This window comes from Nocardiopsis sp. CNR-923, assembly GCF_001942255.1.
GTDB lineage: Bacteria > Actinomycetota > Actinomycetes > Streptosporangiales > Streptosporangiaceae > Nocardiopsis.
On sequence record NZ_MKKC01000065.1, the window covers coordinates 203,181 to 223,979 of the forward strand.

Annotated in this window: 13 protein-coding genes and 5 pseudogenes; 11 read left to right on the plus strand and 7 right to left on the minus strand. The window is 72.8% G+C overall.

Features of this window, described 5'->3' with window-relative positions; all coding sequences use genetic code 11:
- Position 1: 1 nt before the first annotated feature.
- From brxD to BJF83_RS27375, 6 genes and pseudogenes are all read left to right on the plus strand, one after another.
- Complete coding sequence (gene brxD, locus BJF83_RS07005) at positions 2-1,327, plus strand: BREX system ATP-binding protein BrxD (RefSeq protein ID WP_075925645.1); 1,326 nt, start codon at positions 2-4, stop codon at positions 1,325-1,327.
- Positions 1,324-3,484: pseudogene (locus BJF83_RS07010) on the plus strand (DEAD/DEAH box helicase). The gene brxD and the pseudogene BJF83_RS07010 overlap by 4 nt, the downstream one beginning before the upstream one ends.
- Positions 3,485-5,092: 1,608 nt before the next feature.
- Positions 5,093-5,182 (plus strand): annotated as a pseudogene (locus BJF83_RS28605) (hypothetical protein); the annotation flags it as partial.
- A gap of 128 nt (positions 5,183-5,310) precedes the next feature.
- Positions 5,311-5,934, plus strand: a complete 624-nt coding sequence (locus BJF83_RS28610) for an McrB family protein (RefSeq protein ID WP_262391367.1) — start codon at positions 5,311-5,313, stop codon at positions 5,932-5,934.
- Positions 5,931-7,157 (plus strand): McrC family protein, encoded by a 1,227-nt coding sequence (locus BJF83_RS07020; protein ID WP_075925646.1) that lies wholly within the window; start codon positions 5,931-5,933, stop codon positions 7,155-7,157. The genes BJF83_RS28610 and BJF83_RS07020 overlap by 4 nt, the downstream gene beginning before the upstream one ends.
- 963 nt (positions 7,158-8,120) lie before the next feature.
- Positions 8,121-8,807 (plus strand): DUF4241 domain-containing protein, encoded by a 687-nt coding sequence (locus tag BJF83_RS27375; protein ID WP_262391376.1) that lies wholly within the window; start codon positions 8,121-8,123, stop codon positions 8,805-8,807.
- A gap of 32 nt (positions 8,808-8,839) precedes the next feature.
- Here the strand turns inward: BJF83_RS27375 and BJF83_RS07030 are convergent, their stop codons facing one another.
- The 6 genes from BJF83_RS07030 to BJF83_RS07050 all read right to left on the minus strand — a co-directional run bounded on the left by BJF83_RS07030 (position 8,840) and on the right by BJF83_RS07050 (position 14,318).
- Complete coding sequence (locus BJF83_RS07030; protein WP_075925648.1) at positions 8,840-9,733, minus strand: hypothetical protein; 894 nt, start codon at positions 9,731-9,733, stop codon at positions 8,840-8,842.
- A 325-nt stretch (positions 9,734-10,058) separates the two neighbouring features.
- The gene (locus BJF83_RS07035) at positions 10,059-11,051 is read right to left on the minus strand and encodes a tripartite tricarboxylate transporter substrate binding protein (protein ID WP_075925649.1); all 993 of its coding nucleotides are present in this window, start codon (positions 11,049-11,051) and stop codon (positions 10,059-10,061) included.
- A 16-nt stretch (positions 11,052-11,067) separates the two neighbouring features.
- Positions 11,068-11,337 carry a hypothetical protein gene (locus BJF83_RS30910; protein ID WP_262391368.1) on the minus strand — a complete coding sequence of 90 codons (270 nt, stop codon included), beginning with the start codon at positions 11,335-11,337 and terminating at the stop codon, positions 11,068-11,070.
- Positions 11,337-12,602 carry a tripartite tricarboxylate transporter permease gene (locus tag BJF83_RS07040; protein ID WP_262391369.1) on the minus strand — a complete coding sequence of 422 codons (1,266 nt, stop codon included), beginning with the start codon at positions 12,600-12,602 and terminating at the stop codon, positions 11,337-11,339. The genes BJF83_RS30910 and BJF83_RS07040 overlap by 1 nt, the downstream gene beginning before the upstream one ends.
- A gap of 22 nt (positions 12,603-12,624) precedes the next feature.
- A complete protein-coding gene (locus BJF83_RS07045) occupies positions 12,625-13,251 on the minus strand; it encodes a tripartite tricarboxylate transporter TctB family protein (protein WP_187347107.1) in 627 nt (208 codons plus the stop codon).
- A gap of 14 nt (positions 13,252-13,265) precedes the next feature.
- A complete protein-coding gene (locus tag BJF83_RS07050) occupies positions 13,266-14,318 on the minus strand; it encodes a tripartite tricarboxylate transporter substrate binding protein (RefSeq protein WP_083678448.1) in 1,053 nt (350 codons plus the stop codon).
- Positions 14,319-14,800: 482 nt separating this feature from the next.
- Here BJF83_RS07050 and BJF83_RS28620 point away from each other — a divergent pair.
- From BJF83_RS28620 to thyX, 5 genes and pseudogenes are all read left to right on the plus strand, one after another.
- Positions 14,801-14,968 (plus strand): annotated as a pseudogene (locus BJF83_RS28620) (histidine kinase); the annotation flags it as partial.
- Positions 14,969-15,177: 209 nt separating this feature from the next.
- On the plus strand, positions 15,178-16,149 hold the full coding sequence (locus tag BJF83_RS28625) for a sensor histidine kinase (RefSeq protein WP_262391370.1): 972 nt from the start codon (positions 15,178-15,180) through the stop codon (positions 16,147-16,149).
- Positions 16,146-16,934, plus strand: a complete 789-nt coding sequence (locus BJF83_RS07060; protein ID WP_083678449.1) for a response regulator — start codon at positions 16,146-16,148, stop codon at positions 16,932-16,934. The genes BJF83_RS28625 and BJF83_RS07060 overlap by 4 nt, the downstream gene beginning before the upstream one ends.
- Positions 16,935-17,150: 216 nt before the next feature.
- Positions 17,151-19,381: pseudogene (locus tag BJF83_RS07065) on the plus strand (anthranilate synthase component I).
- Positions 19,382-19,583: 202 nt separating this feature from the next.
- Positions 19,584-20,380 (plus strand): annotated as a pseudogene (gene thyX / locus BJF83_RS07070) (FAD-dependent thymidylate synthase).
- Here the strand turns inward: thyX and BJF83_RS28630 are convergent.
- A complete protein-coding gene (locus tag BJF83_RS28630; RefSeq protein WP_316042218.1) occupies positions 20,332-20,790 on the minus strand; it encodes an arginine deiminase family protein in 459 nt (152 codons plus the stop codon). The pseudogene thyX and the gene BJF83_RS28630 sit on opposite strands and share 49 nt — an antisense overlap.
- Between the last annotated feature and the right edge of the window lie 9 nt (positions 20,791-20,799).

Consider the following 20,799-nt stretch of genomic DNA (forward strand, 5'->3'; position numbering starts at 1 on the left):
CGTGACCACCGTCAGCGCCGCCCGCCGTGACGACGTCGTCGGAGCCCTGCGCCGCGGGACCGTCCCGCACAGCGGACTCGACCTGTTCGCCGTGGGCCTGGACCGCTTCACCCACGCCCTGGACCGGGAACTGGGCTCGGTCAGCGGCGGGGGAGCGGAGTTCAAGGCGGTCCGGGGCGAGTACGGGTCCGGCAAGACCTTCTTCGTCCGCTGGTTGGGGGAGCGGGCCAAACGCGCCAATTTCGCCGTCACCGAGATCCAGATCTCCGAGACCGAGACCCCGCTGCACCGGCTGGAGACCGTCTACCGACGGCTGACCGAGCGCCTCACCACCGCCACCCAGCCGCCCAGCGCCCTGCGTGAGATCGTGGACAACTGGGTCTACGCCCTGGAAGCGGACGTCCTGGCCGCCGGCGAGGTGGACGAGGCCGACGAGGAGGCGCTCGACGCGGCCGTCCTGGAGCTGCTGGAGCGGCGGCTGTCCGAGGTGGCCGCCGCCAACCCCGGGTTCGCCGCCGCGCTGCGCGGCTACCACCGGGCCCAGTCCGAGGGCGAACCCGCCGTCGCCGAGGCGCTCATCGCCTGGCTCGGCGGACAGCCCAACGTCGCCTCCGCCGCCAAACGCTACGCGGGGATCAAGGGCGACCTTGACCACTTCGGGGCCCTGGCCGCGCTCAAGGGGCTGCTCGTGCTCCTGCGCGACTGCGGGCACCCCGGACTCCTCGTGGTCCTGGACGAACTGGAGACCCTCCAGCGCGCCCGCACCGACACCCGGGAGAAGGGGCTCAACGCGCTGCGCCAGCTCCTGGACGAGATCGCTGACCGGCGGTTCCCCGGCCTGTACCTCGTCATCACCGGCACCCCCGCGTTCTTCGACGGCCCCCAGGGGGTCCAGCGCCTGGCGCCCCTGGCCCAGCGTCTGCACACCGACTTCCTGCCCGACCCGTCCCACGACAACCTGTACGCCACCCAGATCCGCCTGGGCGGCTTCGACCTGGCCAAGCTGCACGAGCTGGGCACGGCGGTCCGGGAGCTGTACGCCGACGGCGCCGACGCCCCCCAGCGGGTGCGCGAGAAGGTCGACGACGGCTACCTGCTCGGGTTCGCCGAAGCCGTCGCCGGGGAGCTGGGCGGCCGGGTCGGCATCGCGCCCCGGCTGTTCCTGCGCAAACTCGTGGACGTGATGGACCGGGTCGACCAGAACCCGGACTTCGACCCCCGCGCGCACTACCGCCTGACCGTCGGCGGACATGAGCTCACCGAGGTCGAACGCGGCGTCCACGTCCAGCGGGCCGCCAGCGCCGACGAGGTGGAACTGGATCTGTGAGCGACGCCCCCGAGGACCCCGGCGGGCCGGGGCCGAGCAGTCTGGACCTGCTCCACCCCACCCTGGCCCACCACGTCGTCAACACCCTCGGCTGGCCCGGACTGCGCCCGCTGCAACGCCAGGCCCTGGCCCCGCTCATCGACGGCGACGACGCCGTCCTGCTCGCGCCCACCGCCGGGGGCAAGACCGAGGCGGCCCTGTTCCCGCTGCTCACCGCCATGGCCGGGCGGCCGGGGGACGGTCTGTCGCTGCTGTACGTGTGCCCCGTCAAAGCGCTGCTCAACAACCTGCTGCCCCGTGTCCAGGCCTACGCCGGGTGGATGGGGCGCAGCGCCGAACTCTGGCACGGAGACGTCACCACGGCCGGACGCCAGCGCATCCTGCGGGGGCGTCCCGACATCCTGCTCACCACGCCGGAGTCCCTGGAGTCCATGCTGGTGAGCGTCAACGTCGACCACCGGGCGTCTTCGCGAACCTGCACGCCATCGTCGTGGACGAGGTGCACGCCTTCGCCGGCGACGACCGCGGATGGCACCTGCTGGCCGTGCTGGAGCGGCTCGGCCGGGTGGCCGGTCGTGCGATCCAGCGGGTGGGCCTGTCCGCCACCGTCGGCAACCCCGACGACCTGCTCACCTGGCTCCAGGGTTCGGCGGCGGGCCGCAGACCGGGAAGGGTGGTCGCGCCCGGGGTGGACCCGCCCACGCCCGGCCACGTGCCCGACGAGCCGCCGCCCGGGGACGTCGAACTCGACTACGTGGGTTCCCTGGCCAACGCCGCCAAGGTCGTCGCCTCCCTGCACCGGGGGGAGAAACGCCTGGTGTTCTGCGACTCGCGCCAGTACGTGGAGGAACTCGGCCACGCCCTGAGGCAGTTGGGCGTGACCGCCTTCCTGTCCCACGCCTCCCTGTCCCTGGACGAGCGCCGCCGTGCGGAACAGGCCTTCGGCGAGGCCCGGGACTGCGTCATCGTCGCCACCAGCACCCTGGAACTGGGGATCGACGTCGGTGATCTGGACCGGGTCGTCCAGATCAACGCCCCCGGCACCGTCGCCTCCTTCCTCCAGCGCATCGGACGTACCGGGCGGCGTCGGGGCAGCACCCGCAACTGCCTGTTCCTGGCGATCGACCAGGACGGACTCCTGGACGCCGCCGGACTCCTGCACCTGTGGGGGCGGCACTGGGTGGAGCCCGTAGTCCCCACCCCCGAACCGCGGCACATCGTCGCCCAACAGCTCCTGGCCCTGTGCCTTCAGGAACCCGAGGTGGGCGCGCGGCTGTGGCCCGAGTGGTGGGGCGGTCTCGAACCCTTCCACCAGGGCGAGCCGATCGCCGCCCACCTGATCCGGGAGGGGTTCATCGAGCTGGACGGCGGGTTGATGATGATCGGCCCCGAGGCCGAGCAGCGTTTCGGCCGCCGCCACTTCATGGGATTGACCAGTGTCTTCACCGCACCGCCGCAGTTCACCGCGCTGAACGGGCGCACCGAGATCGGCCGGGTGGACCCCGCCCTGCTGGCGTCCGACGAGGAGCGGACCGGACCGCGTCGGCTGCTGCTCGCCGGACGCACCTGGGTCGTCACCTGGGTGGACTGGCGCAGGCAGCGGTGCTTCGTCGAACCGGTCGAGGGCGGCGCAGGCAAGGCCAGGTGGGACTCGGGCGGTCGCCTGGGCTCCTTCTTCCACCTCACCCGCGCGTGCGCGAGGTGCTCCTGGGAACCGATCCACGGGTGCGGCTCACCCGCAGGGCGGTCAACGCCCTGGCCGAGGCGCGCGAGGAGCACACCGCCCTCGTGCACCCCGGGGGATCGGTGATCGCGCGGTCGGACCGCGGCGACCTGCGTTGGTGGACCTGGGCGGGGGTCCGGGCCAACCTCACCCTGATCGCCAGCCTGGGAGACGCCGCCGACCCCGCACAGCAGCCCGACGACGCCTGCCTGCGGCTCAACCCCGACCTGGACCCGCGCACCTGGGCGGCGGCCCAACGGGCCGCCCGGCACAGCGTCACCCTGCCCGAGGTGTCCGCGCGCGCGTTGGACGGGCTCAAGTTCAGCGCCGCCCTGCCCGCGCACCTGGCCGGACGCACCCTGTCCGCGCGCCTGGCCGACGTGGAGGGGGCCAGGACACTGCTGCGGGAGCACACACGCTTCGTCCGCCGGTGAGCGCACGGGACGGGCGTGCGGCCGGGGCGGCTCCGGGCCCGCAGAGGCCACGGGCGGGCGCCAGCGGAGTCCCCAGGCCCGGGGCGCGGGCCCTTCAGCCCTGACCCGACCGGCAGTCGGCCTATTCCGGCCATTCTTCTCGTTTCGCCCCGCACCCCGGGCGGAATGTGGCATCGTGACCCACCGGCACCTCGGTATTGGCACGAAGGACGGGTGATCGTGGCAGCGGACGGCGACGGCGGGACCGACCCCCCAACCCCCCGGACACGCTGCGAGGAGGCGGCGAGGCGGATCCTGCACGGGGCCGCGCTGACCGGGCGGTCGGCCTTCGCACCCGGGTTGGAGTCCTGGACGCCGCGGGCGGTGCGGGAACTGGTCACCGGGTTCGTCGAACGCCCCGACGACTCGGGCGACGACTTCATGACCAAGCTCCGCAGGCAGTTGCGGGACGCCTCCGACGAGGCGGTGGTCCTGGCGGCGGAGCTGCTGTACCTGAACATGCTGCCGCTGTCCGGGGCGACGATCGGCGTCGCCCGCAAGCGGCAGATTCTGGGCGAGGTGCTCTCCTGGGCGCGGCGCGACGTGCGACTCCCCGAGGAGTACGACGCCGCGCTCCCGGGCTTCATGAAGGGCGGCAGCGCGTTCCTCACCCTGAGATGGGCCCAGTTCTCCTTCCTCATCCGCCTGGCCCGGGACCTGGTCGGGCGCGCACCGGACGAACGGGAACGGCTGCTGTGCGACCCGTGGGCCTTCCGTCAGGCGGCCCGAGGGGTGCTGCCCGACGACAAGGGCGGCCAACGGGCGCGCGCCCAGTACCACCTCCTGCTCTGGTTGGCCTTCCCCGACACCTTCGAGGCCATCGCCAGCGTGGAGCACAAGGAGCGCATCCGGGAGGCGTTCGGCGACCGCGTCGACGGCGTCGGGGACCTCGACCGCGACCTGCACGCGATCCGTGCGTCCCTGCAGGCGGAGTCGGACACGCACGTGTGGTTCTACGACGAACCCTGGGCCAAGGTCTGGCAGTCCCCCGCCGAGGCGCCCGCCCAGCGGGGGTGGCTGGTTCGGGGGGCGAACGTCGGAGGCGTGGACCTCGTCCCGCAGTGGTTGGAGAGGGGATTTTGCTCACTGTCGTTCCACGAGGCCGACGAGATCCCGCCGGGAACCCCGGCGGCGCGGATGGAGGAGATCCTCACCGACGCCTACCCCGACGCCACCCGGGCCTCGCTCGTCCAGATCCGGTCCCAGCTCGACCAGTTCCTCAACCGCATGTCCGTGGGCGATCTCGTCGTCACCCTGGACCCCGACGGGGACGTCCACGTCGGGACCGTGGCGTCCGCCGCCTACGACGACCCCTCCCAGGGACGTGACCGCGCCCGCAGGAGGAGCGTGGACTGGGCGGCGCGGACCCGCCACCGGCAGCAGTTGTCGGAGAAGGCCCAGGGAGCGCTGCGGAGCCTGCGGACGGTCAACGAGATCACCCCGGTGGTCTCCGAGTTCGCCGAGATCGCGGGCCTGGGGGACCGGGTCTCGGAGGAGGTGCTCGCCAAGGACGTCACGGGCGAGATCCAGATCCCCCCTGTCACTGAGGACTTCGCGCGCCGACTGCACATGCCCGCGGAATGGTTGCGGGAGACCGTGGAACTGCTCCAGCGCAAGCGGCAGATCATCCTCTACGGCCCGCCGGGGACGGGCAAGACCTACCTGGCGCGCAAGATCGCCGACCACGTCGCGGGACCGGGCCGCACGGCGCTGGTGCAGTTCCACCCCTCCTACTCCTACGAGACTTCGTCGCCGGATTCCGGCCCAGGCAGAACAAGGACGCGACGATGGGGTTCGACCTCGTCCCGGGTCCGCTCACGCGTGTCGCCGAGGCGGCCAGGAACGCGCCCTCCCAGCCGCACGTGCTGGTCGTGGACGAGATCAACCGGGCCAACCTGCCCAAGGTGTTCGGCGAGCTCTACTTCCTGCTGGAGTACCGCGAGGAGCAGATCACGCTCCAATACGCCAGCGAGGACGACACGGGCTTCTCGCTGCCCGAGAACCTCTTCGTCATCGGCACCATGAACACCGTCGACCGCTCGGTCGCACTCGTGGACGCCGCCATGCGACGGCGCTTCGCCTTCCAGCGGCTCACGCCCGACCTGCCCCCGGTCGACGGCCTGCTGCGCTCCTGGCTCAGGAGCCGCGGACTGCCGGAGGAGGCCGACCGGCTCCTGCGCGAACTCAACCGCAGGATCGGCGACCCCGACCGGTCCATCGGACCCTCCTACCTGATGGTGGAGGGCATCGGCGTCGACGGCGTGCTCGACCGCGTCTGGCGAACCGAGATCCTGCCGCTGCTGGAGGACCAGGGACACGGCGGCGCTCGGGAGGTGGAGGCGGAGTTCGGCCTGGCCGCACTCCGCACGGGTATCGCGGCCTCCAACGGTCAGCCGGACGGCGGGCCGTGAGGCGGGAGCCGCCCGCCCAGCGGATCGTCCTCGACGAGACCGGCCCCGGCACGCAGGTGCCACTGTCGGCCGCGCGGTTGGCGACCCTGCTCTCCTGCCCCGGACTGGTCGAACTGGGGCAGGGCACGGCTCCGGGCGCCTGGCGCGTGCGCGCGCGGCGCAGGGTCGCCTCGGTCCGTCTGGGCTCCGGTGAGGCAGCCGTGGATCTGCGGATCCGGCCCAAGGTCGGCGTCGAACGTCTGATGTACCTCCTCGGCTTCGCGGGGTCGGGCGTCGACTGGCATGAGGATCCGCTGCCGGCCGGTACGTCCGACGAACTCGTCCCGGCGCTCGCCGCCGTCCTGGCCAGGACGGCCTCACGGGCCCTGCGCCAGGGAATCCTGCGGGGGTACGTCGAGGTGGACGAGGACCTCGCCGTCGTGCGCGGCCGACTGCGCGCCGGAGACCAGATGCGCCGGAGGTTCGGTGCGCCGCTGCCCTTGGCCGTCACCCACGACGACTTCTCCGCCGACGTGGCTGAGAACCGGATCCTGCTCGCCGCGCTGGTGACCCTGGCGCGGGCACCGGATGTGCGCAGGGAGGACGCGCGGGCCCTGCGCCGCCTCGCGGCGGGGTTGGACGGCGTGGCGCGGCTCGCCCCCGGCCTGGACCTGCCCCGGTGGCGTCCCACTCGCCTCAACCGGCACTACGTCCGGGTGCTGAAGCTGGCGGAGACCATCCTGTCCGGGGCGGTGCCGGAACCCGGGGCACGGGCAGCCGGGATCGACCTGGACGGGATCGTGGTCAACATGGAACGGGTGTACGAGGACTTCCTCGCCGGAGCCCTGCGCGGAGCGCTCCGGCGTCGCGCGTTGGCGTGCTCCACCCGGGACTCGCATCACCGGCTCGACACGGCGGGCCGGGTGCGGCTCGAACCGGACGTCGTCGTCCACGCGCCGGGCGGGCCGCACAGTGTGGTCGACGCCAAGTACAAGGACCTCGGGTCAGGGGGGCCGCCCAACGCGGACCTGTACCAGGTCGTGTCCTACTGCACCGCGTTGGGCCTGACCCACGGGCACCTGGTCTACGCGGGAGGCACGGTCGCACGGGAGGCCTACCGCGTGGTCGGCGCGCCCATCACGATCCTCGTCCACGTCCTGGACACCTCCGGCACGGTCGCCGAACTGCGCACACGCGTCGAGCGCGTCGCGGACGCGGTGTCCCGGAACGGCGCGGGGTCCTGACACAAGACTCCGCGCGCTCCCGCGCCCGAGGGCGCAGCCGCACGGTCCGCCCCGTCCGGGCGGGCACGGGACCGACGCAGCCCCCGATCGCGCGCGTCGGCGAGGGGCGGTAGGTTCCCCGGGACGCCCCCGCGACCACGGAGACCCCATGCCCACGCCCCGCACCCACGAGTCCCTCTACTGCCAGGGGTGGGACCCCGAGACCGCGCGCCCCGTCGGGATCCTCAGCCCCGACACCGCCCAAGCCCGTGACGCCGCCGGCGAACAGTACGCGGTGCTTGTCAGCGAGGCCGGGGGCGGTCCGCTGGTCCTGCTGGAGATCGCCTGGTCGCACGGGCACTGCGGGGTCTGGCTGTTCGACGCCGACGGCGTGCGGCGCACCCACCACCGCTACGCGCGCCGCCAGGACGGCCAGCTCGCGTTGACCCGCAGCCGCCGGTGGCCGGACCCGTCCGCGGAGGGCGCCGGCGCGGTCCCCGACCTCGTCATGACCACCGTCGTGGTGATGAACGAGGAGTGGGCCGGCTACCACCACGACTACCTCGGCGGCGGGCGCACGACCGTCAACCGGTGGCCGGACGAGGACATCGTGGCCGCCATGACCCGGCCCGCGCCGGAGTTCGGCCGCTGGGAGGACCTGCTGGCCCTGCACCCCCGTCTGGGCGGGGCGGCCGTCCGGCTGGGCGAGGCCGACGCCGCACCCGATCCCGCTCCGGCACCCGCGCCCTGGCGTCCGCCGGGGCCGCTGGCGCCGGTCGGCGTCGACGCACTCTTCCAGCCCGGGGAAGGCCACCGCGACGCGAGGTGGAGGACCACGGGCACGATCGAGGTGCACGACATCGGGACGGTCGTCCTGCCCACCGGGCGGGTCCTGGTCTGCGACCCCTCGGCACTGGGGTCGGTCACCGAACAGCGGGCCCTGGCGGTCCCCTGCCGCCGGGGGAGCACCCCGTGCGCCTGGCGGTGCTGCGCCGCGCCGACCCCGACCGCGAGTCCGCCCTGGTGGCGGGGGCGCGGATCGACGTCGCCGATCTGGTCGCGACGCCGGTGGAGTCCTGGGAGATGGCCCTGCGTCCGGGCGAGGACGTCCAGGCCCTCGGCGAGGGCCAGTTCTTCGGCGTCACGGTGGACGGCGGCAGCGGCGTGCTGAGCCTCGGCGACGTCGCGTGCCTGCCCCGACTCCAGGAGCTGTTCGCCTCCTGCGACCACGACCACAACCTCCTCCTCGGCTACACGGAGCACGAGCGGGCAGGCTTCGCGGAGCAGGAGCGGGGCATGCGGGAGTCGGCCCGCGCGTTCCTGGACGCCCCGGGGCGGAGCACGGCGCAGGCCTTCGCCGGAGCCCTCGGTGAGTCCATGGCGGGAGAGCCCCACACCCGGCGGGGCATGCGGGTGCTGCTGCGGCTGGCGCACGCGGTGGCCGGTACCGAGGACCCCGGGCTTCCCGCCCCGGTCGGCCCCGGCGCGTGGGCCGCGGACACCGGCCCCTGGTCCAGGTCCCTGCGCGAGCCGGTGAGCGGAGCGAACCTGGTGACCTTCCCCGCGGGCTTCGGCGGCGACCCCTGCCCGGTGTGGCTGGGGCGGGCCGCGGACGGCCGCGTCGCCGCCCTGGTCGTCGACACCCGGGTGGTCGACCGCCCCGAGGCGTAGCGGGTCCGTGCCCGGACCCCACCGGGGCCGGGCTACCGCGCGTAGGCGTCCCACACGTGCCGGTAGGCGGCCACGTAGTCGGGGTGGTTGTCCAGGAGGAAGTTCCCGCCCACGTCGGAGTGGAAGTAGCACAGCCACGCCAGGCCGTGTTCGGCGTGCTCACCCACCTCCGCGAACGACCGCAACCAGGCGGTCTTGCGCTCGACGGGAACCTCCTCGCGGTCGTGGTCCACCCCGAACTCGGCCACGGCGAAGGGCAGCCCCGCGCCGTTGGCGAAGTCCAGCGCCTCCCGCAGGTGCTCGACAGCCGACATCTCGGGCGTGCCCTCCAGGTCGACGTAGGTGTCCACGGCCAGGAAGTCAGCCAGTCCGGCGATCGCGTACTCCAGTTCGCCGTGGTTGCGCACCCCCCAGTTGGTCAGGCAGGGGCCGATCCCGGCGAACCCGCCGACGGCGCTGTAGGCCTGGTGGGCGGTGCGGTAGAGGACGTGGTAGTCCTGGGCCGACATGTTGTCCCGGGGCTCGTGGAAGGGGATGACCCACACGTTGGACCGGTCCGGAACCGACGCGAACAGGCGCACGAGTTCGTCGAAGGACGTGGTCACCTCGGGTTTGAACGACCACACCTGGACGCGGCGGCCGTGGTCGTGGCGCAGGTGCGACTCCGAGAACGTCGCGGGGACGTCGCGGTCGAACACCCGCCGCACACTCATCGGGCGTTCGGCCACGGCCTGGGCCTCCTCGATGAGGCGGGGCCAGGACGTGTCCTGGCCCCGCCAACCGACCGCCATGCCCGTCGACGTCCCCGGGGCCGGTACGGGGTCCTCCAGGGCCGACACCCGATGCTCCAGCTCCCGGACCCGGTCAGCCAGGGCGTTGATCCGGTCCAGGGCCGCCTCGCCCAGGACGGTGACGAGTTCGCTCATGCTCACTTCTCCCAAGGGTGCGTCCGTCCGCGTGGTCCTTGGGGAGGAGGGACACTGGACGTTCGTTTCCGGTGAGAACGCGGGCGCCGGGGCCGTCGCGTGTTCCCTGGAACGGATCGTCCGAGGAGCAGGTGGGAGACCGGCCGTCTCATCCGGGCTGGTTGGTGTGGACCAGCGTACGAATTCCGCGCGCGCTATTCCATTCCTGGCCACCAGGTTGATCATTGGCGCGGTATTTCGAATTATGTCGGCGAGTTTCGTGTATTCGGAGATCCGGGGCCGGTCGTGGTCGGCGTTCTCCTCGCCGGCCCGACGAGGGTCCGACTCAGCCGCCCGCCTCGGTCACACCCAGCCGGTTCAGCGCCGTCCCCACCCGTTCCTCCTCCTCGGCCAGGAACACGGCGAACCCCTCACCCTCCAGGTACGCGTCGGTCCACCCGTTGCGCGCCAGCTCCACGCGCCACTCGTCCGAGGCGTGCAGCTCCTCGACCGTCCAGAGCAGCTCCTCGTGGTCCGACTCCGACAACCCCGGAGGGGCCAGCAGCCCGCGCCAGTTGAGGAAGCGCAGCGCGATCCCCGCCTCCGTCAACGTGGGGGCGTCCGTCTCCGGGTCGGGTTCGGCCGAGGTCACCGCCAACACCCGCAGCTGCCCGGACTCGATCGCCGCGCGCTGCTCGCTCGGCCCGGCCGCCGCGACGTCCACCTCGTGGCCGAGCAGCGCGGCCTGCACCTGCCCGCCGCCGTCGTAGGCGCGGTAGTCCACCACCGCCGGATCGATCCCCAACTCCTCCGCCAGGAGCATCGTCACCATGTGGTCGGGACCGGCCGGGGTCGACCCGCCGCCGATCACCATCCCCGACGGATCGTCGCGCCAGGCCGTGACGAAGTCGTCGATCGTCTCCAGGGGGGAGTCCGGCGGCACCAGCAACGCCTCGGGCTCCTCGATCAGCCGCGCCAACGGCGTGGTCTGCGACACCGAGTGCGACGCCGAGTCGATGTGCGAGTTGGCCAGCACCCCCAACCCCATCTGGAGGACCAGGTCCGGTGTGCCCGCCTCGTACACCAGCCGAGCCAGGGCGGCCGTGCCCGAGATCCCCGGCAGGTTGAACACCGTCACGTCCGGGACCGTCCCCGACTCCTCCAGGGCCGCCTTGACCGTCCGGGCGGTCTGGTCGAACCCGCCGCCGGGCGGTGTCGGCACCATGATCCGCAGCTGCCCGGGGCCGCGACCGGCCGCGCACCCGGACAGCGTCGGGAACGCCCCCAGGGACAGCATGAGGCCGGCCGCCAGGACGGCGCGCCGGCTCGTGCCCCTCATCTGGTCCGTCCCCTCGTCAGTTCTTCAGCGACTCCGCGTGGTCGGCGTCCCCGTCCGCGGCCCGCACGGCGGACCGGCGGGCCAGTCGTCCGCGCACCGCCCGCACCAGGGACGGCGCCATCGACAGCACCGCCAGCGCGATCAGCGCCGCGGAGATCGGCTCGGTCAGGAAGACCGACCATTCGCCGCCCGAGATCTGGAGCGCCTGGCGCATCGACTTCTCCATGAGCCCGCCCAGGATCAGTCCCAGGATCATCGGGGCGGCCGGGAAGTCGTTCTGCCGCATCAGGAAACCGACCACGCCGAAGGCGCCAACAGACCCAGGTCGAACACGCTGAAGCTGAGCCCGTACACCCCCACCACGCAGAATACGACGACCAGCGGCACCAGCACCGCCTTCGGCGTGTTGAGCACCTTGGCGAACACCGGGATCAGCGGCAGGTTGAGCACCAGCAGGACCGCGCTGCCGATGTACATCGACGCGACCAGGCCCCAGAACATCTCCGGCCGCTCGGCCAGCATCAGCGGACCCGGCTGGACGCCCAGCACCAGCAGCGCTCCGAGCAGGATCGCCGTCGTGCCCGAGCCGGGCACGCCCAGGGTCATCAGCGGGACGAACGATCCCACGGCGGCCGCGTTGTTGGCGGACTCGGGGCCGGCCACGCCCTTGAGGTTGCCCCGCCCGAACGTGTCGCCGTCCTTGGCGATCCGCTTCTCCATCGAGTACGACAGGAAGGACGCGACCGTGGCGCCCGCGCCCGGCAGTACGCCGATGAAGAAGCCCAGCACGCCCGAGCGCAGGGTCGGCGGCGTGATCAGCGCCATCTCGCGCCTGGACAGCCTGAGCGAGGTCACCCCGCCGCGGGCGCCGCCCTGGCCGCGCCGGTTGAGCATGACCAGTACCTCGGCCAGCGCGAACACGCCGAGCGCGACGATGAGGAACTCCACGCCCTCGTACAGTTCGGGCAGGTCGAAGGTGAAGCGGGTGATCGCGGTCTGGGAGTCGATGCCCACCAGCGCGATCATCACGCCGAAGACCGCCGAGACCAGCCCCTTGACGAGGTTGCGCCCGGCGAGCGAGACCACGGCGGTCAGGCCCAGCACCATCAGCGCGAAGTACTCGGTCGGACCGAAACTGACCGCGAACGACGCCAGACCCGGCGCGATCAGCATCAGGCCCACGACACCGATCGTGCCGCCGGTGAAGGACGACAGGGCGGCGATCGCCAGGGCCTTGCCCGCCTTGCCCTGCCGGGCCATCGGGTAGCCGTCGAAGGACGTGGCGACGGTTCCGGCCACCCCCGGCGCGTTGAGCAGGATCGAGGACGTGGAGCCGCCGAAGATCGCCCCGTAGTAGACCCCGGCCAGCATGATGATCGCCGACGTCGGGTCCATCCCGTAGGCGATGGGGATCATCAGCGCGATCGCGCTCATCGGGCCCAGCCCCGGCAGGATGCCGATGATGGTTCCGGCGAGCACGCCGATGAAGACGAAGAGCAGGTTCTGCGGGGTCATCGCCACCGCGAACCCCTGAACGAGTTGGTCGAGCATGGTGTCTTTCGCCTCGATCGGGTCAGAAGGGGAGCGGTCCGCTCGGCAGGACGACGCCCAGCCCCTCGGACATGGCCAGGTAGAGGCCCAGGGGCAGGCCGACGGACACCGCGGCGGTGACCACGTGACGGCGATAGCCCAGGTAGACGGTCATCGCGCCCAGGTACAGCGCGGTGGACAGGATGAACCCGAGGGGTTCGAACAGCGCCACGTAGGCGACGATCGCCGCGACGAACAGCCCGACCTCCAGACGCGGGTCCCTCAGCCGGCCCAGCCTGAGCGGTTCGGCCGGGGAGGCGGCGTCCCCGCCGCCGGCGGCGTCGTCCGACGCGTCCCCGTCCTCGTCGGCGGCGCTCTGGTCGCGCTGGAAGAACAGCAGCGCCGCCAGCACCAGCAGCACCACACCGAGCCAGCGGGGAAGGGTGCCCGGCTGCACGGGGACGTTCACCGCCGTGTACTCGGGCACCTGGAAGGCCAGGACCAGGTAGCCGACCGCGACCACGGCGAGCGCGATCGCCACCGTCCGGTTCCGGAACGCGAACGTCCGCGCGGTCCCGGCTCCCGCGTCCGGCGCGGCCTCGGCGGCCCCGGACCCCCCCAGGGGGCGGAGCGGCGCCGCCCCCTCGGAGCCCGTCTCATGCGGGTTCATGGAGTCCTCCGTGGTCACTGGAGCCCGACCTCGGTCAGGATCTCGGTGTACGCGGTGCGCTGCTCGTCGAGGAACGCCCCGAAGTCCTCGCTGTTCTGGTACGCGTCGGTCCAGCCGAGCGAGACCGACTCCTCCTGCCAGGCCTGCGTCTCCATCAGGTCGGCGAACAGGTCCTCGTAGTAGGCGACCTGGGCCTCCTCCAGCCCGGCGGGGGCCATCACGCCGCGCCAGATGTCGAAGGTGAAGTCGATGTCCTGTTCGAGCAGGGTCGGGATCTCGGGGAAGGCCTCCACCGTCTCGGGGGAGGAGACGCCCAGGGCCCGCAGCTCGCCGGCCGCGAGCATGCCCGCCGCCTCGCTGACCCCCACGACCGCGCTGTCCACGTGTCCGCCGAGCAGCGCGGTCATGGCCTCGCCGCCGCCGTCGAAGGGCACGTAGCTCGCCGCGGCGGCGTCGCCGCCCGCGGCGTCGACCGCACCGGCCAGGGCGACGTGGTCCATGCTGCCGGGGCCGGAGCCGCCGCCGATGTTGGCCCCGCCCTCGCCGACCATGTCGACCAGGTCCTGGAAGGTCTCCATCTCGGAGTCGGCCGGGACGAGGTAGACCATGTAGTCCGTGGCCAGCCGCGCGATCGGGGTGAAGTCGTCGTGGTCGTACTCGGAGTCGCCCGCCATCGGCACCAGCAGGATGGGCGGGCTGGTCACGAACAGCTTGTGCGGGTCGGCCTCGTGGCCGGCCACGTAGGCCCAGCCGATCGCGCCGCCCGCGCCCGGCTTGTTGACCACCTGGATGGACTGCTCGACCAGCCCCTCGCTCTCCAGCAGGCGGGCGCTTGTGCGGGCGAGCGTGTCCCAGCCGCCGCCGGTCGCGGCGGGCGCGGTGATCTCGATCGGGCGGTCGGGCGCCCAGGTCCCGTCGGAGCTGGTGGTCCCGCCGTCCGAGCCGCAGGCGGAGAGCGCCAGCGGCAGGACCGCGGCGGCCGCGGCCGCCGCGGTCAGCCGCGGCGCCCGTGATCTCGTCGGCCCGTGTCCGGGCGTGGACGGGAAGAGGGAAGTGATGCGCCGCATAGTGTCTCCGTAGGGGATGTCTCCGGTGTGTCCCGGATCTTTTGTGAGGCGACACACAGGCAAACAGACGGAAACACCAGTTGAGAAGCGTTGTGATTGTTGTGCGGGCAATGGAGGTAACGGACGTTGTGGTCGTAGTGGTCGCGGGCGGTCGCGGAGCGCGGCCGTGACAGCCCGCGACGGCGGTCACCGCGCGGACGGCCAGAGCGCCGGGGCGGACGGGGGTTCGGGGCGGCGGCTCACCCTCGCCGGGCAGTTCCTCGCCCTCCAACTCGGCATCATCGTGACCGTCCTGGTCATGGTGGCCGCGGTCTCGCTCGCCCAGTCCGACGTCCGTCTGCGCCAGACCGAAAGCAGGCGCATGCTCGCCGTCGCCGAGAGCACCGCGCGCGCGACACCGTCCGCGTCGGCCTGGCCGACGCCAGCCGCCGGGACGTCCTGCGCCCCTGGCCGAGAGCATCCGCGTGCTCTCCGGAGCCGACATGGTCGTGATCCACGACGACCAGGGACGGGCGATCACCCTGGACCCCGGCCCCGTCGACGGCGACGCGGACGAGGCGGACCTGCCCGGCGTGGCCGCCGCCCTGAGCGGCCGTGCCTGGACCGGCGCCACCGACTCCGGCGGGCAGCGCACGGTCGCCGCCGCCGTGCCCGTCATCGGCGAGGGCGGCGCCATCCTCGGCGTCGTCGTCGCGGGCGTCGACTACCCCGGCCCCGGCGAACTGCTCGTGCTGGCCACCCCCAATCTGCTCGTCTACCTAGGCATCGCCAGCGTGCTCGGCGTGGTCGGATCCCTACTGCTGTCCCGCCGGGTCAAACGCCAGACCCTGGGACTGGAACCCGAGCAGATCACGCGCTGGTGGAGCACCGCGAGGCCATGCTGCACGGCCTCAAGGAGGGCGTCCTGGGCCTGGACGCCGACGACCGCGTCACCCTGGTCAACGACGCGGCCGTCCGCCTGCTCGACCTGCCGCCCGACAGCGTCGGCACCGACCTGGCCGACCTCGACGTGCCCGACGGCCTGCGGGACGTCCTGCTCGGCCGGGTGCGCGGGCGCGACACGGTCGTGGCCATCGGGGACCGCCTGGTCGCGCTCAACCGGATGCCCCTGGAGACCGAGGGGCGCTCAGTCGGCTCGGTCACCACGATGCGCGACCGCACCGACCTGGTCGAGCTCCAGCACGAACTGGACGCCAGCAGGACCACCACCGACACCCTGCGCGCCCAGGCCCACGAGTTCGCCAACCGGCTGCACGTCATCTCCGGCCTGCTGGAACTGAGTGAGTACGACGAGGCCGCACGCTACGTCAGCCAGATCGGCGGCGCCCGCGCCCGGTTGAGCGCGCGGGTCACCGAGCGGATCAGGGACCCGTCCCTGGCCGCCCTGCTCATCGCCAAGGCGAGCCTGGCCGCGGAGCAGGGCGCCCAGCTGCGGGTCGCGCCCACCGCCGACCTCGGCCCCGTCTCCGAGGAACTGGCCGCCGACCTGGCCACCGTCGTGGCCAACCTGGTGGACAATGCGCTCGACGCGGCCACCCAGACCGCCGGGCCCGACCGGCGCGCCTGGGTGGAGGTGGACGTGGCCGGCGGCCACGGCGCACCGGTGCGCGTGTCGGTGCGCGACTCGGGGCCGGGGGTGCCGAGCGAACTCGCCGACCGGGTGTTCCAGCACGGGTTCACGACCAAGGGCGCCGCGGGCCGCAAACGCGGCCTGGGCCTGGCCATCGTCGCCCTGGTGTGCGCGCGCTGCGGAGGCGAGGCCACCGTCTCGGGCTCGGAGTTCACCGCCGTCCTGCACGACCGCCACGACCACGAGGAGAAGGGTCCATGAGCACGAGCCGAGCCGACGACCAGGGCGACGGGGAGCGCCCGGCGAGCCCCCCGGCCGGGCGGGCGCCGGTGCGCACGCTCATCGTCGACGACGACTTCATGGTGGCGCGCGTCCACCGGGCCCTGGTGGAACGCCTGCCCGGCTTCACCGTCGTCGGCGAGGCCCGCACCGGCGCCGAGGCGCTGGAGATGGTCGCTGGCACCCGCCCCGACCTGGTGCTGCTGGACGTCTACCTGCCCGACATGAACGGCATCGACGTCCTGCGCCGCCTGCGCGGCCCCGACGCCGGGCCCGACCTGCCCGAGGTGGACGTCCTGGTGATCACGGCCGCGCGGGACAGCGCCACGGTCCGCCAGGCGCTGCGCGGCGGCGCGGTGCAGTACCTCATCAAGCCCTTCGAGCCCTCGGAGCTGGTCGAACGCCTGCGCGGATACGCCAGGCTCCGGCGTGACCTGGAGACCCAGGGCCCGCCCGACCAGGACGCCGTGGACCGCGCGTTCGGCGCCGTCCGCCCGCCCGAGCGCCCCGCGCCGACCAGGAGCATGCCCAAGGGCCTGACCCCGCAGACCGCCGACCTCGTCCGCGCGGCGCTGATCCGGGTGACGTCCGAGGGCGGCGAGGCGGCGGACATGTCGGCCGCCGAGTGCGCGGCCCAGACGGGGGTCTCCCGGGTCAGCGCCCGCCGCTACCTGGAGTACTTCGCCGAGCAGGGTCGCGCGCAGGTGCGGCTGCGCTACGGGACCGCCGGGCGGCCCGAGCGCCGTTACCGATGGTTGGGCGGGTGATGTGCCGCGCCGGGTGGCCGGGGCGGACGCGACCCGCTACACTCGGTCGCATGCGAACCGCGAACACACCCGTCTCCCAGTGGTGGCGCCGCTCCTAGGCGGTGCACCCGGTTCGTATACCCGAGATCAGCGACCGCCCCGGACCGGCGGTCGTTTCTTCGTTCCCACGGCCCCGGCCGGTGTTACCCGACCGAACACAGCGCCAAAGGACCGGCCGTGAACCCCAGCGACGTCGAAACCACCACGTACCGCACCCAGGGCGGCGTGACCGTCCGCCGCACCACCGCCGCATGCGACCCCGAGGTGCTCACCGACCTCGTGCGGGCGGTCGAGCACCGCCGCGGCGGCGTCCTCTCCTCCGGGATGGAGTATCCGGGCCGCTACTCCCGCTGGCACCTGGGGTACGTGGACCCCTGTCTGGAGATCAGCGCGCGCGGGCGCCGCGTCACCGCCACCGCCCTCAACGCGCGCGGCCGCGTCGTGCTGCCCGTGGTCGCCGACGCCCTGGTCGGCGTCGGAGCGGCCGAGGACCGCGAGCGCAGCTCCGACCACGTCGCCGTCACGGTCCCCGAGGCCGACGCCGACGCGTTCTTCACCGAGGAGGAGCGCAGCCGACGCCCCAGCGTCTTCACCGCGATCCGCGCCGTCGTCGCGGCGATGAGCAGCCCCGACGACGCCAACCTGGGGCTGTACGGCGCCTTCGGCTACGACCTGGCCTTCCAGTTCGAGCCGATCGAGCCGCACATCGACCGCGACCCCGCCGACCGCGACCTGGTCCTGCACCTGCCCGACGCGATCGTGGTCCGCGACCGCAAGCGCGAGACCTGCGTGCGCCACACCTACGAGTTCACCGTCCCGGGCGACGGCGACCGGCCCGAGGCCGACACCGAGGGCCTGGAGCGCGCCACCGAGCCGACCCCGCGCGTGGTCGCTGCCGAGGTCCCCGCGGGGCCCGAGCCCGGTTCCTACGCGCGCGTCGTCGCCGAGGCCAAGGAGAAGTTCCGCCGCGGCGACCTGTTCGAGGTCGTGCCCGGACACCGCACCTACGCGCGCTGCTCCTCCCCGGCGCGCTTCTACGAACTGCTGCGCGAGCGCAACCCCGCGCCCTACGAGTTCTTCTTCAACCTGGGCGGGGGCGAGTACCTGGTCGGCGCCTCCCCGGAGATGTTCGTCCGCGTCACCGGCGAGCCCGGCGCCGGTCAGCGGGTGGAGACCTGCCCGATCTCCGGCACCATCGGCCGCGGCGAGGACGCCCTGGGCGACGCCGAGAACATCCAGGAGCTGCTCTCCTCGGTCAAGGAGAAGTCCGAGCTGACCATGTGCACGGACGTGGACCGCAACGACAAGTCGCGGGTGTGCGAGCCGGGCAGCGTCCGGGTGATCGGGCGTCGCCAGATCGAGATGTACTCGCGCCTCATCCACACCGTCGACCACATCGAGGGCACGCTGCGCCGCGACTTCGACGCCCTTGACGCCTTCCTCACCCACATGTGGGCGGTCACCGTCACCGGCGCCCCCAAGACGTGGGCGATGCGGTTCATCGAGCAGCACGAGACCAGCCCCCGGCGCTGGTACGGGGGCGCCGTCGGCGTCGTCAACTTCGACGGCTCGATGAACACCGGCCTGACCCTGCGCACGGCGCACATCAAGAACGGTGTGGCCACGGTGCGGGTCGGCGCCACCCTGCTCTACGACTCCGACCCCGAGGCCGAGGAGCGCGAGACCTTCCTCAAGGCGCGCGCCTGCTGGAGACGCTCGCGCTGGGGGAGCGGGAGGAGGGCGCGTCGGCCGCGCACGACGGCTCCGCGGACTACGGCCTCGACCCGGTCACCGTGCCCGCCGACGGGCTCCCCGGCGAGGGGATGAGGGTCCTGCTCGTCGACCACGAGGACTCCTTCGTCAACACCCTGGCCGACTACGTGCGCAGGCACGGCGCCGAGGTGACCACCGTCCGCTACGGCTTCGAACCCTCCCTGCTCGACCGGTTCGCCCCCGACCTGGTGGTGCTCTCCCCGGGGCCGGGCCTGCCCGTGGACTTCGCGATGTCGGACCTGCTGGACGAGTTGGCGCGGCGCCGGCTGCCGGTGTTCGGCGTGTGCCTGGGGCTGCAGGCGATGGTCGAGCACGCCGGGGGCGAGCTGCGCACGCTCGCCGAGCCCGTGCACGGCAAGCCCGGGACGGTCCGGGTCTCCGGGGGGCGGCTGCTGGAGGGGCTCGGCGAGGAGGCGGTCTTCCCGGCGGCCCGCTACCACTCCACCTACACGCTGCCCGAACTGGTGAAGGACTTCGACGTCACCGCCGTACTCGACGGTGACAGGCCCGTGGTGATGGCGATCGAGGACACGGCGGCGCGGTGGTACGGGGTGCAGTTCCACCCCGAGTCGATCCTGACGGCGACCGTGGGCGAGGGGGTCGTGGCGCGGATCCTGCGCCTGGCCCGGGACTGAGCGGCGCGCTCCGGCGCGGCCCGTGCGTGGGGCGGCCCACGCCGGGCCCGACCGGCCGGGAGCCGCGAGCGGGGCACGGGAGGGGCGTGTACCCTCGGGGAAGGCCAATCGGCCCAGCCCAGTTCACGTCTCCGTGGCCCGGAAACCCAGGTCACGGTGTTGGCGTGTGCCCGGGGCGGGGGAGCCATGAGGAGAGGGTGCTGTGAAGAAGGTCGAGCCGCAGGTACGTCTGGTCGCGCGTCCCCAGGTGGACTACGACGAGATCGCCGACTACCTCCAGGAGGTCGGGGGAGAGGCGTGGCTGGAGCGCTTCGACCGCGGTGAGCTGGACGCCCACCTCAACGACCCGCAGAACCTCGCCGAGTTCGCCGGCCGGCTGTGCTACCGGTCCTGGGAACCGGGGCTGAACCCCAACGTCACCCGGGTGCGCAAGGACCAGGACGCCTACCTCGGCAACATCCTGGCGAGCCTGCACGGGTCGGTGCTGGAGCACGTCAGCTTCAGCTTCGTGCTGCACGACGTGTCGCGTGTGCTGACCCATGAACTCATTCGGCACCGGCCGGGCGTGGCGGTCTCCCAGGAGTCGCTGCGGTTCGTGCGCCTGACCGACCTGCCGTTCTGGTTCCCGGAGTGGGCCGAGCAGGACCCGGAGCTCATGGAGCGCGCTACGGAGATGCTCCAGCGGATGGAGGAGTTCCAGCTCTGGATGGCGGACCACTTCGGCCTCGACGACGAGGGCGTGAAGTTCGCCGAGAAGAAGCACAAGACCTCGTTCATGCGCCGCTTCGCGCCCGAGGGCGTGGCGACCGGACTGGTGTGGACGGCGAACGTGCGGACGCTGCGGCACACGCTGGAGGCGCGCACCGCGCCGGGGGCCGAGGAGGAGATCCGCCTGCTGTTCCACCGCATCGGCGAGACCCTCCAGAAGGAGCGCCCGCGCTGTTCGGGGACTACGAGGTCACCGACGGCGCCTGGGTGCCCCGCTGGCGCAAGGTCTGACCCCTCCGACGCACGACGCCGCCCGCCCCGCGGCGGACCGGGGCGGGCGCACGTCGACCGGGCGGGCTCAGTCGAGGGGGTCGCGCGCCCTCGACCAGGCCGAGCCCGACCTGGTTGGGGACGATCGTGCGGTCCAGGAGCCAGGTCCGGGCGCCGGGGACGGCCATGGTCCGCGCCAGGAGGTCGTGCAGCTCGACGACCTCCACACCCCGGTCGGTCAGCTTGTCCACGAAGTCGAGGTGGTCGCGCTGCGCGGCCTTGACCCACATCACGTCGTCGAACAGCAGGTCGTCGGAGTTGGTGGGGGTCAGGCGCTCATGGGCGAGCCCCGGGGAGCACACCAGGACCTTGCGCAACCGTCCGACCTCGGAGTGGACGCCGTGCGCGGGTGTGGTGGAGCCGACGGCCATGCGCCTGCC